Source organism: Acutalibacter muris (assembly GCF_002201475.1).
GTDB lineage: Bacteria > Bacillota > Clostridia > Oscillospirales > Acutalibacteraceae > Acutalibacter > Acutalibacter muris.
In genome coordinates this window covers 1939639-1953200 of record NZ_CP021422.1, presented here as the reverse complement: position 1 = coordinate 1953200, position 13562 = coordinate 1939639, and the positions used below count along the sequence as shown (strand labels likewise).

The 13562-nt window shown below is 46.3% G+C and carries 18 protein-coding genes and 1 pseudogene; 12 read left to right on the top strand and 7 right to left on the bottom strand.

The window, feature by feature from the left end:
- Positions 1-91 precede the first annotated feature (91 nt).
- Both ADH66_RS09960 and ADH66_RS09955 read right to left on the bottom strand, forming a co-directional pair.
- Positions 92-1483, bottom strand: a complete 1392-nt coding sequence (locus ADH66_RS09960) for a sensor histidine kinase (RefSeq protein WP_066541255.1) — start codon at positions 1481-1483, stop codon at positions 92-94.
- A gap of 1 nt (position 1484) precedes the next feature.
- Entirely contained in the window at positions 1485-2189 is a 705-nt protein-coding gene (locus tag ADH66_RS09955; RefSeq protein WP_066541256.1) for a response regulator transcription factor, read from the bottom strand.
- A gap of 154 nt (positions 2190-2343) precedes the next feature.
- Here ADH66_RS09955 and ADH66_RS09950 point away from each other — a divergent pair, with 154 nt between their 5' ends.
- The 8 genes from ADH66_RS09950 to ADH66_RS09915 all read left to right on the top strand — a co-directional run bounded on the left by ADH66_RS09950 (position 2344) and on the right by ADH66_RS09915 (position 7207).
- Positions 2344-3099 (top strand): ABC transporter ATP-binding protein, encoded by a 756-nt coding sequence (locus ADH66_RS09950; RefSeq protein WP_066541257.1) that lies wholly within the window; start codon positions 2344-2346, stop codon positions 3097-3099.
- Between the two features lie 8 nt (positions 3100-3107).
- Positions 3108-3818, top strand: coding sequence for an ABC transporter permease (locus ADH66_RS09945; protein ID WP_236757009.1), 711 nt, complete (start codon positions 3108-3110; stop codon positions 3816-3818).
- Positions 3815-4585 (top strand): ABC transporter permease, encoded by a 771-nt coding sequence (locus ADH66_RS09940; RefSeq protein ID WP_066541259.1) that lies wholly within the window; start codon positions 3815-3817, stop codon positions 4583-4585. The genes ADH66_RS09945 and ADH66_RS09940 overlap by 4 nt, the downstream gene beginning before the upstream one ends.
- Positions 4586-4590: 5 nt before the next feature.
- Positions 4591-4875: a hypothetical protein gene (locus tag ADH66_RS09935; protein WP_066541260.1), complete on the top strand. Its 285-nt coding sequence runs from the start codon at positions 4591-4593 to the stop codon at positions 4873-4875.
- 10 nt (positions 4876-4885) lie between these two features.
- Positions 4886-5389 (top strand): hypothetical protein, encoded by a 504-nt coding sequence (locus ADH66_RS09930; RefSeq protein WP_066541261.1) that lies wholly within the window; start codon positions 4886-4888, stop codon positions 5387-5389.
- Positions 5390-5393: 4 nt separating this feature from the next.
- Positions 5394-5642 carry an AAA family ATPase gene (locus tag ADH66_RS09925; protein ID WP_066541262.1) on the top strand — a complete coding sequence of 83 codons (249 nt, stop codon included), beginning with the start codon at positions 5394-5396 and terminating at the stop codon, positions 5640-5642.
- A 74-nt stretch (positions 5643-5716) separates the two neighbouring features.
- Positions 5717-6286, top strand: coding sequence for a TetR/AcrR family transcriptional regulator (locus tag ADH66_RS09920; RefSeq protein WP_066541263.1), 570 nt, complete (start codon positions 5717-5719; stop codon positions 6284-6286).
- A 168-nt stretch (positions 6287-6454) separates the two neighbouring features.
- Positions 6455-7207 carry an RNA polymerase sigma factor gene (locus tag ADH66_RS09915; RefSeq protein WP_084384555.1) on the top strand — a complete coding sequence of 251 codons (753 nt, stop codon included), beginning with the start codon at positions 6455-6457 and terminating at the stop codon, positions 7205-7207.
- A gap of 80 nt (positions 7208-7287) precedes the next feature.
- On the opposite strand, the gene ADH66_RS09905 is transcribed toward ADH66_RS09915, so the two are convergent.
- On the bottom strand, positions 7288-7596 hold the full coding sequence (locus ADH66_RS09905) for a hypothetical protein (protein ID WP_236757005.1): 309 nt from the start codon (positions 7594-7596) through the stop codon (positions 7288-7290).
- Between the two features lie 113 nt (positions 7597-7709).
- Positions 7710-8679: pseudogene (locus ADH66_RS09900) on the bottom strand (MSCRAMM family protein); the annotation flags it as partial.
- Positions 8680-8986: 307 nt separating this feature from the next.
- Between ADH66_RS09900 and ADH66_RS20625 the strand changes: the two are divergent.
- Positions 8987-9136 carry a hypothetical protein gene (locus tag ADH66_RS20625; protein WP_207652975.1) on the top strand — a complete coding sequence of 50 codons (150 nt, stop codon included), beginning with the start codon at positions 8987-8989 and terminating at the stop codon, positions 9134-9136.
- A 519-nt stretch (positions 9137-9655) separates the two neighbouring features.
- Complete coding sequence (locus ADH66_RS21740; protein WP_089413688.1) at positions 9656-9916, top strand: transposase; 261 nt, start codon at positions 9656-9658, stop codon at positions 9914-9916.
- Between the two features lie 181 nt (positions 9917-10097).
- Here ADH66_RS21740 and ADH66_RS09885 read toward each other — a convergent pair whose 3' ends face one another.
- From ADH66_RS09885 to ADH66_RS09880, 3 genes are all read right to left on the bottom strand, one after another.
- Positions 10098-10508 (bottom strand): transposase, encoded by a 411-nt coding sequence (locus ADH66_RS09885; RefSeq protein ID WP_157767205.1) that lies wholly within the window; start codon positions 10506-10508, stop codon positions 10098-10100.
- 410 nt (positions 10509-10918) lie between these two features.
- On the bottom strand, positions 10919-11086 hold the full coding sequence (locus ADH66_RS20010; RefSeq protein WP_157130719.1) for a hypothetical protein: 168 nt from the start codon (positions 11084-11086) through the stop codon (positions 10919-10921).
- Complete coding sequence (locus tag ADH66_RS09880) at positions 11086-11268, bottom strand: hypothetical protein (protein WP_066541268.1); 183 nt, start codon at positions 11266-11268, stop codon at positions 11086-11088. The genes ADH66_RS20010 and ADH66_RS09880 overlap by 1 nt, the downstream gene beginning before the upstream one ends.
- A 189-nt stretch (positions 11269-11457) precedes the next feature.
- Here ADH66_RS09880 and ADH66_RS09875 point away from each other — a divergent pair, with 189 nt between their 5' ends.
- Together ADH66_RS09875 and ADH66_RS09870 are read left to right on the top strand one after the other, a co-directional pair.
- Positions 11458-12042: a helix-turn-helix domain-containing protein gene (locus ADH66_RS09875; RefSeq protein ID WP_066541270.1), complete on the top strand. Its 585-nt coding sequence runs from the start codon at positions 11458-11460 to the stop codon at positions 12040-12042.
- A complete protein-coding gene (locus ADH66_RS09870; protein ID WP_066541272.1) occupies positions 12035-13429 on the top strand; it encodes a site-specific integrase in 1395 nt (464 codons plus the stop codon). The genes ADH66_RS09875 and ADH66_RS09870 overlap by 8 nt, the downstream gene beginning before the upstream one ends.
- Positions 13430-13562: the final 133 nt, after the last annotated feature.

Below are 13562 nucleotides of genomic sequence, written 5' to 3'. Positions count from 1 at the left end.
GCTGTCCCTTCAGAAAGCATAAATAATCAAAAGCCCTGATCCTTCACAAATCAATGTGGGTATCAGGGCTTTACATATTTCCTCTTTTGCCTTACACAGACATCGGCAAGCTTAGATCGACCTCAAAGCCGCCGTGCTCGCTATGCTTTATCTGCATTATGCCGTTGTGTGCAAATATGATTTGTTTGACAAGGAGCAATCCTAATCCATGGCGCTGTTCGTTTGTTTGTTCATCGCACACCATATAATGCGGCGTGTTGTTCAATTTTTCAATCTGCTCATCTGTTGCACCCACACCGTCATCGGCAACAACGACCGTACAAACAGCATCTTCAGCTACAACACGAACGAAGATATGGCTTCCTTGTTCGTTATGATTCATGCTGTTTTGAATCAGATTACTTACTGCTCTTTTAATTAAGTCTTTGTCAACATTTGCGGTACAGGAAGTTAATTCTTCATCTGTTTCCCATTCAATCGTGTACTTTTCATCAATACTCATATTGATGAAATCAACTACTACCTGACGGACAACGGCAATTAGATTTTGCCTTTCAGGGCTTATCGGCTGCATATTATATTCCAGCTTGGACGCAAGATTCAAGTCGTTAATCAGGTTTCGCATTCGTTTGCTTTGGCGTACAATAACCGCCGCTTTTTGACGGTTATCTTCTGATAGCTGCATATCACTTTCCAACTGGCCGGCATACCCCATTACCATTGACAGAGGGGTTCGTATGTCGTGGGACACCCCTGCGATCCAATTTGCTCTTGCGGTTTCTCTTTTTCGGAGCTGTCCACTTTGCGTTTTTAAAATATCTGAGGTCTTGTTAATGCTTACTGCAAGCTCGGATAAAAGCCCCTTTTCCCTGATGTGGACTTCTTCGTTGGTTGACAAAGCCTGTATTCCACTGACAATCGGTTTCACGGATTTTAACAGATTGGAATTGGCAATCACATAGATGATAAAAATCAGGGCCAGATTGATTGCTAAAACAGAAAGGACTGTTTTGGGCAAGTTGACGATGAAATGATAGTCCCAACTCGGCCACATATGTTTCCAAAAGCTGTCTTTCGGATAGCCCAGTACCACAAGTCCGTTTTCCGCTTCTCCTGTAAATGTAGGATATCCGTCGATATAACCACGGGTCAGGCTCGCTATATCCGAAATGGTGTATGACATGGGTACGGCTTCGGGAAGATAATCCGTCTGCCATACTACTTTCATTGCCCTGTTGTCAATAAAAATAGCCCATACATTTGCGTGTTGAAGTTCAAGCGCGGTGTCTTCGCTTAAAACATATCCGGTTTCACTTTTGGATAAGTGATCGGCAACTTCCTGCGCCGTTATCCAAGGAGAACCATTCGGCGCCTGATTCAGCGTATATATTCCCAATAAAGCGAAATTCAGAATAATGAGCAACATCGAGGAGAGGAGCATAATACCGATAAAACGCCGTATTAGTTTCGGTACGCTTTTCATGTCACTTGCCCTCCGTAACGAGCTTATATCCAAGTCCCTTGATTGTTATCAGAGAAACAGGCTGAGATGGGTTCGCTTCAATTTTTTCTCTGATACGGCGGATATGCGCCATCAGCGAGTTTTCGTAGCCGAAAGGATTATCGCCCCAAGCCGCTTCGCAGAGAGCGTCAATCGTAACAATTCGCCCTGCGTTCCGATATAAAGCTGTAAGGAGGTCATGTTCTTTTGCCGTAAGTAAAATATGTTCTCCATTCTTTATGACCTCTGCACGCGCAAAGTCAATTTCGCTGTCACGCAGTTTCACAAGGGGATTTTCTGCTTTATAGCTTCTGCGAAGAATGGCATTTATACGGAATAAAAGCTCCTTTGGCAAAAACGGCTTTACCATATAATCATCTGCGCCAAGTCCGAAGCCATGGAACTTATCGTCATCCTCGCCACGGGCAGTTAAGAACAGCATGGGATAATCAGCCGATTGTTTAAGCCGCTCCATCAGGGCAAACCCATTCCCATCAGGGAGCATTACATCGAGAATCGCAAGTTCAGGCTGATAGGTTTCAGAAACCGTAACTGCTTCACTTACCGTTTTTGCCGTTCTGATATTTTGAAATCCGCCCTCGTTTAAGATGGATACGACCATATCTAAAAGCTCCTGCTCATCATCGACAAGCAAAATGCGTTTTTGTTTTAAGTAATCAAAGTCCATAAGGGTGCCTCCTTTGTGCTTCCTATTATACCATAGAAAATGTGTCATTTTCTAATATGCGATGAAATGTAAGGTAAATGTAAGGACACGAGAAGGTTAGCACAAGGTTGAGAAGTTACAATGTACTTGCAATGATAAGAAAGGAGCAAACACAATGAATATCATTGAAACAAAAAACTTAACGAAATCGTATGCAGATTTTACAGCGGTTTCGGGTATCGACCTGCATATTCCGAAAGGTGCTGTCTATGGCTTTCTCGGTCCGAACGGTGCCGGAAAGTCCACTACCATGAAAATGTTTTTGGGGCTTACCAAACCTACCGGCGGTTCATTTACGATTGATGGGAAGACGTACTCCGACAACAGAGTGCAGATTCTAAAAGAAATCGGCTCGTTTATTGAAGCCCCCGCTTTTTATGGGAATTTAAGCGGTGAAGAAAATCTCGAAATTATCCGCAAAATATTAGGGTTGCCTAAATCCACCGTAGCGGAAGCACTTGAAATCGTGGGACTGACGCAGTTTAAGAAGCGGCTTGCAAAAAAATATTCTCTTGGAATGAAACAGCGGTTAGGTCTTGCAAGCGCCTTAATCGGAAAGCCGCCGATCCTGATTTTAGACGAACCGACAAACGGACTTGATCCTGTCGGTATTCACGAAATCCGAACGCTGATCCGTTCTTTGCCGGAAAAGTTTAATTGTACCGTTTTGGTATCGTCGCACCTGCTGTCCGAAATAGAACTGATGGCGGACACCATCGGCATTTTGAATCACGGTCATTTGCTGTTTGAGGGAACGCTTGATCAGTTGAAATCCAGTGCAGTTTCACAGGGCTACCCTACGGATAATCTGGAGGATACCTTCCTTGCCCTGATCGACGCTGACAACAGACAAAGGGGGGAGGTGCGATGAGTGTTTCTTTGGAATGTAAAAAGGTAAAGCGGACTGGTTTTTTGCCTTCATTCTTCGGCGGCGGAATATTAGCTGCGGCTGTTCCTGTGATCAACATGGCAGTCCGTTCTGAAATGTATCTTAACCAGCAGGGCAGTCCAATACAAATTTTGCTTGGTGCAAACTGGCAGATGATGGCCATGCTGAATGTGCTGCTTGTTGTAGCCGGAAGCTGCCTTTTATATCATACGGAATATGCTGACAACGCTATGCAGAAAATGAAGTCCCTGCCAATTCTGGAAAGCTCCATTTTCTTTGGTAAAGCGGTTTTGACGGCTTTTATGAGCCTTTTTGTGCTTGTCCTTGAAGCTGGAGCAATCACATTCTGTTCTTATCATTGGTTTGAGGTCGGAAGCGGCTTTTTTGGTGAACTGTGCAAATATTTTGGGTATTCGTTATTGTTGATGTTACCCTGCATGATTTTGTCGCTTCTTATTTCGGAAGCCTGTAAAAATATGTGGGTATCCCTTGGGATCGGCGTAGTATGCGTATTTACCGCAACGATGCTGCCGGCAACGAATTTTGCTCTTTCCCTTTTTCCCTTTGCAATGCCTTTTCAGATATTTGCGGGTGCAGATATAACGAGGTCAACGTACTATATCTGCGGAGCAATCGCAGAGCTTGCTATTTGTGGATTAGCACAGCTCATACTCGTAAAGGTAAGGAGGTCGTTTGAATGAACTTTTTAACACTTGTCGGCGTAGAGGCAGGAAAGATACGCCGATCTAAAATCCTTTTCATTTTGGCTGTGGCTGCCGTTATTCTTTGGATACCATCTATCCTGAATGCTAAAATGAATTTTGGTATGCAGGCGGAGGGGATTTCGCCGGAAAACAATTTCTTTATTCAAGGTTTTATGGGAATGGCGTGGTTTATGTTCCCCGCAAGTATGGTAGTTGGGACAGTTCTTTTAAGTCAGACGGAAAGAGCAAACAAGGGCATTTTGAAAATGCTCTCCCTGCCTATAAGTACAGCGAAACTCTGTATAGCCAAGTTTGTTGTATTGCTCACGCTGGCGGCAGTGCAAATCTTAATGATGACGGGCGTGTACTATGCCAGCGCCGCCATCAGTTCGGGGACACAGGATTATAACTTCATTCTGCCGCCGTTATTTGTACTGAAAGAAATTAGCTTGATATTTCTGTCTGCAATACCGATGATTGCATTTTTTTGGATGCTATCGGTTTGTATCCAGACGCCGATTTTTTCAATCGGTATTGGCTTAGCTTCGATAGTTCCATCTGTATTGATAATCAATACAAAGGCATGGTTTGTCTATCCAATGTCGTATCCGTTCTTTGTGATAACGGCAGAATATGGAAAACTTGCAACAAATCTTGATATGGCGCAGGTCGAACTCATACCATGGATACCTGTTGCCACCCTTATTACAATCTTATGTTTGGGCATTTCCTGCCTTCGTTTCGGGCAGGCTGAAAGGAGATAATTATTATGAAAACCAAAATTTTAACCACTGTCAGCACCATTATGCTTTTTGTCCCGTGGACAGTTCTCCCTCTTAGAACTTTTGATTGGGCGTTAGAATCGCCTGTTGCTGAAATTATGATTGCCTGCTATGCTGCATTTATGATTTTCAGCGGCGTGTTTACCATTATCTCATATATCAAGGCAAAGGCGCAAAGCAATTTAATGAAAGTCTGCTTGGTTGTAAACAGCCTTTATGCCGTTGGGGGAATTGTATTCGTGGGAATGATGATAAACACGCACTTTATGTGAGGTGAGCGTTATGAAAAAGGCAAAAACAATCCTATCTGTTCTTTTGGTTTTGAGTATTATCGGCGTTCTTTCTGCGTGCAGCTCTAATCATGATAAAGGCAGCTTGAAAGACAATCTTATTGACGGGTGGGACAGGTGGGTCCAGTCCTTCAGCAAACACGCACTTACAAAAGAAAAGGATTTGCAGGGTGAGAAAGACGAAGGCGTTGACGCCTATACGGGTACTTATGTGGCTGCCTATGATGGATTTAACGGAAAAGAGTTCATTTTCGGCGGAACGGCTTTGAATCGTGAAAACGGCAATCACCTGCAAGTAACCTATAAACTTACCATAGAGGGTGGAACGGCGGAGTTGAATTGGATCGCCGGTAGCGATGAATACTCGGTTGCAAATACCAGTTCGGAGGATACGAAAGAGTACACGATTTCGTCAGGCGATAATTACCTAGTTCTGAAAGGTGAAAATTTCAGCGGAAGCCTTGAAGTGTCGGTCAAAGACGTGAGAGGTGGATAAAATAATGGCTTATATGGACATCCTTTTTGCAAAAATACTCACAGGAGTACGCCGCTGCGGAAAGTCTACGATACTCAAAATGATTATGGAAAAGCTTAAGACCAAGCGAAATGTTCCGGCGGAGCGTATCATAAACTGCTGCTTTGATTCAATGGAATATGAGGATATGACGGCGAAGCAGATATATGCTCATCTAAAAGAACAGCTATTGATGTTTAATATGGCACAGAAGGTGAGAAACATAGAGGTCTGACAGCGCAGAGGACTCTTGGCAAAATTATTCTGATTAGTTATAATATAAGTAAGAATAGTTTTCGGAGGTGCATGATGGCACGAGCGGGCCTTGATAAGGAAACAGTAATACGAAAAGCGGCTGAACTGGCAAATGAAATCGGTTATGATAAGATTACATTGAAATTGCTCGCTGAACACTTAAATGTTCAGCCTCCGTCCCTTTACAATCATATTAAAGGTATAGAGGAACTACAAAAGGAAATTATGCTCTTTGGCTGGAGACAAATGGACAAAGCTCTTACGGGTGCGGCAGTATGTGTCAGCGGGTATATTGCGTTGGAAGCAATCTGCCGCGCGTTTTATAAGTACGCAACTGAAAATCCTGGTGTTTTCAATGCGATGCTCTGGTACAACAAATTTGAAAATGAGGAAACGCAGAATGCCACGAAAGAGATGTTTTCCATAATATATAAAGCTTTCACCATGCTTAATATATCAAAGGAAAACAGCGAACACCTGATACGCACATATCGTGGATTCTTGGAAGGCTTCGCCTTACTGGTAAATAACCATGCGTTTGGAAATCCGGTATCTATTGAGGAGAGTTTTGAAATTTCATTGAGGGTTTTGATAGCGGGAACAAAGGCGCTGGAGGGGAAATAGTAGTTTTTTGAAAAACATAAAATTTCCTGTCGCACATACGGGAAAGGGTTGTCTAATTATATATACGGATAAAACCCTGCGTTGAAGCGCCGCAGAGGGGGGCGGAGTCAAATGCTTCCAGATGTGTTTCCGTATAAAATAGCATAAGCGCTTCAGAAAAGAGGAATCATGAATCAGTTTACGAACGAAGAATTATTGGATTTGGTCCAAAAAGCGACATCTGGGGATAAAAGGTCACTTGAGAGCATTGTGCTTGGCATACAGGATCTGGTGTTTAACCTTTCCCTGCGTATGCTTGGAACTTTCCATGATGCGGAGGACGCAACACAGGATATCCTGCTGAAAGTCATTACCCACCTGTCTTCCTTTAAGGGTGAGAGTTCATTTTCAACATGGGTGTTCAGCATTGCGACCAACCATCTGAAGAACTACCAGAAGCATATGTTTGCCAAGTTCCCCCTCAGCTTTGAGTTTTATGGGGACGATATCAAAAACGCAAAAATCGGTGATGTGCCGGATCTGACTCAGAATGTAGAGCAGTCTATTCTGGCTGAAGAGCTGAAGCTTTCCTGCACCAATGTTATGCTGCAGTGCCTGGACGCTGAAAGCCGCTGCATCTTCATACTGGGTACGATGTTCAAGTTGGACAGCCGTATTGCTGGAGATATTCTGGGAATTACGCCGGAAGCCTATCGCCAGCGCCTGTCAAGAATCCGCAAAAAGGTTGCAGAGTTCTTAAAGGAATACTGTGGCGAATATGGAAACGGGACATGCCACTGTGCAGATAGAGTTAATTATGCCATACATAATCGCAGAATTAACCCGGCACAGTTGGACTTTACTACTGCTGTACCAAAAGAGATAACGAATTTTAAGGAAGCAATGGAGGAGATTGATGGAATTACCCATCGCAGAAAATAATGTGCCTGTCCTTATATCGGGGATAAGGGCAGGTCGTACAGTCATATTTTTTAGGGCTGCTTTCCGCAGCCTTTTTATCGCTAACGGTTATCGTCGTTTCTCTGCTTCGGGGCGGGGGGATTGTTATAGGGCATACGGCTCTCGGTCTGGTAGCGTTCATTCAGCTTTTCCCGTGCCGCCGACAGTTCGTTGCAGTAATATCCCCAGAAATAGTTGTCCCCGCCCTTGCAGTACCAACACACATAGGGGTTGGGGGCTTTGGGGTTATGCCCGATGACAAGTTCTGTATCTCCCGTGTAGTTAGCTTCGCTAACTACCGTACAGCCCTCTATAATCTCATAGCCGCCATTGGAGCGCTTTTCTTCCTCGACAATCAGACCTCCGTTCAATCGCTTTTTGCATACTTACGGTATGCCTTTTCCCCTCTGGCTCGGAGCTTCTGCATCCGCAGGCTTCCAAGCAGTTCGGGGAGCTTCTCCTGCAATCTGCGGCGTGTCCTGCCTTCCTTATCCAGTTTGCCGTCGCCATTGGTATCGGAGTAGACCTCGAACACCGCACCAGAGAGCTTGTTTTCGGGATAGTCCTCGTCCACCTTTGTCAGCTCAATGCTGCCCTTGATGAAGTAGTTGACAAGCTCGATTTCCACAACCTCGTCCACTTCGCTGACTGTCACGGCGATTTCTTCCTCGGAAAGTACAAAATCTGTCGGGCTTTCGATTTCACGGATTACCCATGTGCCATAGGGTACTTCGGCAAAAGAAAAACTACCGTCCTCTGCGGATACGGTAGTGGCAATGGCATTTTCCTCTGTAAACTCGGTTGTTCCTGTCTTAAAGATACCGATAACAGCACCGCCCAGAGCGTTGCCGTCCTCGTCCGATTTCTTTCCGCTGACAGAGCCGTAGATGATTTCATTCTCAATGGCGTTGCGGTCATTGGCGGAGATGTGGACGGTTGCGGTGTCCTGTCCTGCGTATTCAAAGATAACAGGGTATTTCTGGTCGCTGATGATATAGGCGGAGTTGGTGGAGATTTCCTGCACATAGTAGCTGCCAATCGGCAGGTCGCTCCTGACCATGCCTTTGCCGTTTTCATCAAGAGAGATAATCTCAATCAGTCCGTCAGCAGGGATAACTTCGCCGTCTGCGGCGGTCAGTTCCTCGGCTGCATACAGACCAAAGGTCACATCAAAGATTTCGCCGTTCTTTCCGATGCCGTAAGCTTCGTCCGTTTCAAAACTCTTTACAAGGTCGATTTCCACACGCTGACGCTCGTTTACAAAGCCTGTTGCCGTTTCAGTCACGGCAATATTCTGACCTGCATACACAAGCTCTACGCTGTGGACTTCCTCGTTCAGCACCATGCCATACGGGGCTATGATTTCCTTTACCTCATATCTGCCAAGGTACAGCTCCTTGGATTTTGCCGTGCCGTCCGCACCTGTTGGTAACGGTATCAACCACTTCGCCCTTACGCTATAATTGCAGGGCCGCAGAGGCTGAAACGAAAGCGATAATCAGCCGATTCCTGCGTAAGAATATTTACGCACTTGGGCTATCAATTTGTATATGTAGATTGGCCTTTCTATTTCCCATGATATTCTGCACTCTTCTTGTAAAAGGAGTGATCAGTAGGGAAAGAATCACATATAAGCAGGGGATATCCAGCAAAGAATTCTTCGGATACTTTTTTGCCATTGGATTTCCAGCCGCGATACTGACGCATTGCCTTGTCATTGTCACACGGTTCGGACAGTTCGGGCAAAATCTGATGACGCCTATGTATCAGGAGGAAGAGAGCTGTCCTGTGGAGGAACGAAAACTAAACTACTTGTGCTATGAGGTTGAGGTTATGAGCCCGGATACTTGGGAGAAACAGCAGTACAACATGATAACGGTAATCTGCAATATCCTCCGTTCTGTGGCGTAGGGGCTTCTATACCTGTATGGGGTCAGGGCATCGGATACAATATCGAGACGGCAAAGCAGAGCGCACACAGAGATTTCCTAGAGTCTGTTTTAGAACTCTGCTATTGCGTGCAAAAGGAAGAAGTGATAGAATAGAGTACATGAAATCAGTGAAAGACAATGGAATAAAATCAAGACCCTCTTCCCCCCGAGAGAAAGCCCCAAAGGGGCCGGCCAGAAAAAAGCAATCATGAGCGGGCGTATGGGAAAGTGTCCTTTTGCCCTGATTGAGCAGGACATGGTAGATGAAACGACACCTGATGCTAGACAGCACCACGATTAAGGCCCACCAACATGCCAGTGGCGCTAAAAAGGGGGTATCACGGGGAAACCGGGAGCAGCAGAGGAGGATTGACCACGAAAGTCCATGCGGTGGAGGGGCTGGGGAATCCATTGCGCTTTTTACTCTCCAACGGGAACCGCAACGATATCTGTATGGCGCAGACTCTGTTGGAACCTTTTGATCTGAAAGGGCAAACTTATACTGGCTAATAAAGGCTATGACAGCAATAAGTTTGTGCGTTGGCTGGAGGAACGGGGCGGAATTGTGGTGATCCCAAGCCGTATCATTGCCAAACGTCCCAGAAAAACAGACTGGCACACTTACAAAGAGTGCCATTTGGTAGGAAATCTGTTCCTTAAACTCAAAAACAACCGCCGTTTTGCTACCAGATATGAGAAGAAAGCTCTTTGCTTTCAGGCCGTTGTTTGTCTTTCCTGTATCCTCGTTTGGCTGCTTTGATGCTTTTAAAACAGGCTCTAGGATTCATCGCATCTGTAGAAGTAAGCATAATTCCACTCCAGTTTCAACATAAAATTTTTAATATCACACAGTAACAATTGATAACCTTTGATAGATAAGCAACTTGTTCCAAATCGGATTATATCGATTTCCCTAAGTACACATTAGACCTCTTGCGAAATTAGGCAAAGCGGTCAAAATTACAGATACCAGCAATCAAAGAAAAGCGAAGCGCGAAACGATGCCTACGGTTGCGATAGCGTTCAGAGAGGATCCGAAACCTTTTAACGAATCGGATAGCGTGTTCAATAAAAATGCGTTTCTTAGAAATCTTGCGGTTATCTTTGCGTTCTTGTTTGGACAACGGAGGGTTCTTGGAACGCTTTTTTGGCAGAAGAGAATTGGAGTGTATCTGAGCAAGTCCCTGGTATCCGGTGTCTGCCTCCAACACAGTTTCTGCCTTGACATGGACATGAGAATCCTTGAATAGTTGAAAATCATGCCTCTTTCCGTTAGAAAATGCCAGTGCAAGGATTTCTCCGGTTTGAAGGCTGACGGAGAGCCGTATGTCAAACTTACGCTTATCTGTCAACCAAATCCCTCCTTCAGCGCGTCAGCGCTCAAAAAACATGGGGTTATAGGGCTCGCCCTATCCAGTTTGCGTTTGCCGTACATTTGTCCTTACAAATGTGATACAAATGCGATGCTGGCTCGTACAAAAAACGTCCAATAGCCGTTTTCCGTACCCGCGCCCCCTTCGGGGCCGCATTTATACCCGGCAAGCCGAGTGTGTGTCAGGTGTGTCAACAAAATATAGAGGTAAAAATATTTGCTCTCGCGTAGTGACCTCTATTTTGAACTGACACACCTGACACACCACTTGTTTACAGACTTATTCTATCATCAATTCTAAGCTGAACGCCGCACAGTATAGCCGTTGCATTTACTGCTCTCCCAGCCCCTTTGGGCCGCTTTCTCCTGATTTGCGCATACCCCTCCATTCTAGCTTATCTCCTCCAGCTTTTCCTCAAGTTGGGGAACGTTCACCATGAATTTCACCCCGGAGTACACCCCCGGAAGCTTGCCTTGCTTTTGCCAGAGCCGTAGCTGGTACTCGCTCAGAAGCCCCAGCTTGGCGGTCTGGCGGATGGTCAAAAAGCGTTTCTCCATTAAACCACCTCTCTTTCCAGTTTCTCGATTGCTGCCAGCATAGCGGCCACCTTGTCCGGGGCGAGCGGGAACCGAAGCCACCGGGTCAAGGTGGGTTCGGAGATTCCCAACTCTGCCGCGACCTTCCAGAGTGGGACATTGGCGGTTCGTGCGGCCTTGCGTACAGTTTCGTTCGCTTTCATTACTCATCTTCCTTTCGCTTTGAATTATCTACTTGACATCAGCCTGGACATCGTGTAGAATAATAATGAACTTGTAAACGTGGTTTCATTATAGAGAACGGAGCTGAAAATGTCAAGCAAGTTCACGATGTTCTTTTTGATGATGATTTAGAAGTGGGGTTCACGATTATGTGTAGAGAGGATGAGCGAATGAAACAAGATTCTTACGCCCGATTGCTGGCCCAACGGCTCAGCGGTCTGACAAAAGAGAGCGGGAAATCCATTAAGGAGCTGGCAAAAGAAATCGACATCTCAGTGGGAGCACTGTCAAACTACCAGAACGGTAAGGCAGAGCCGGGGCTGACCGCCCTATGTGCCATCGCCGACTATTTCCAGGTGCCGGTTGACTGGCTGGTAGGGCGCTCTCAGGTCAGAGACCCGGAAGCGGCAGAGGCGGAGGTTTGCGAATATTTGAAGCTTTCACATGAGGCTGTCCGCTTTTTGCGCGACCTTACGTATGGCTCGCAGATAGAGGAGGGGCGCGTTCAGTCAGCGGAAATCTCCAACTGGCTCTTTGAGCAAAAAGAGTTTCAGGAGTTGATAATCAGCATCTGGATTGCCGTAATGCTGGAAAAGGACAGAAATGACCACGAGCTGGAGCCGCAATTTCAAAAACATTTGCAGGCATACGTGGAGAGAATACAAGACCCAAAGTATATAGCCATGAGTTCCCTTGTACACTTGTTGGATGACAGAGTGGAGGACTTTCTCAAAAGGAGGCGGTTGAATGGCTAATATCCAGGAGCGCCGGGACAAGTCCGGCAGGCGGATATGTTACAGTATTCGCGTCCACCGGGGGCGTGGTGCGGAGGGTAAGCAGCTAAAGCCATATACCGCTACCTTTGAAGTAAAGCCCACATGGACGGAAAAGAGCGCAAGGAAAAAGGCCGAGGCGTTCGCCGCGACCTTTGAGAAGGAGTGCAGGGAGGGTGTGACATCGGACAGCCGCCAGACCTTCCGGGATTATTGTGAGTATGTGCTGGAGCTGAAGGAGTCCCGGGGAGTTAAGCATAGTACCATAGTGAGGTACAAGGAGCTAACAGACAGGATTTTCCCTGCCATGGGCCATATCAAGCTAAAGGACTTGAGAGCTGACCACTTAAACAGCCTCTATACGGCACTTGGCAAGGAAGGGGCGGAGAAAGGCAGTGATAAAGCCGTCTGTAAGCTCGATTTGGCCTCGTTGCTAAAAGATAAGGGATTGACTAGGGCGGGTATTGCAAATACCTCAGAACTGCCGCTAGGGGCAGTTTGTGCGGCAATTAAGGGTAAGCCAGTTGGAGTGGATATTGCCGGAGGTGTAGCCAATGCGCTGGGTGTCAAACTTGATAAGGCTTTTTCTATCCAGAAAAACCAGCGGAGTTTATCGGCTAAGACTGTAGTAGAGCACCATCGGCTAATCTCAACGGTATTGGAGCAGGCTAGCAAGGAGGGGCTTGTACCCTTTAACGTGGCGGGCAAGGCCACTCTGCCAAAGGTTGAGAAGAAAGAGGTCAACTATTTCCAGCCGGAACAGGTGGCGGCCATCCGAGAGACTCTGGAGACTGAGCCCATCAAGTGGAGGACCATTACCCACCTGCTACTGATAACCGGGGCCAGGAGAGGCGAGATTCTGGGCCTAAAGTGGGATAAGGTGGACTTCGAGGCAGAACATATACATATCTGCAATTCTGTGTTGTACTCTGCCGACATCGGTATCTATGAAAGCACCCCAAAGACAGCAACCTCTAACCGCTATGTGAGTCTGCCACGGGAGACTATGGAGATGCTTAGAGAGTACCGTATCTGGCAGAACACGGAGCGTTTGCGGCTGGGGACCTATTATGAGAACCAGGGTTTTGTATTCACCCAAGACAACGGCTGTCCCATGCACCCGGATAGTGTGACCGATTGGCTGGCAAAGTTTAGCAAGCGTCACGGTCTGCCGCACATCACCACCCATGCCTTTCGCCACACAATGGCCTCCATGCTGTACTTCAACGGCGTGGACAGTGTGAGTATCAGCAAGAGGCTGGGCCACGCCCAGGTGAGCACCACCGCCAACATCTACGCCCATGTGATGGAGGAAGCGGACGAGCGGAACGCCGACATTCTGGCGGAGGTGTTCTTGAAAAAGGCATAAAGCGCCGGGTGTTATCTGTTGAACTTAGAGTTGAATTTGAGGAGAAAAAAGGCCGAGTTGAATTATAGTTGAATTTTTGGGCCTGGGGAGGCCCTTAAAAATGTTGCGAATGAATAGCAAAAATCCCCAGAAA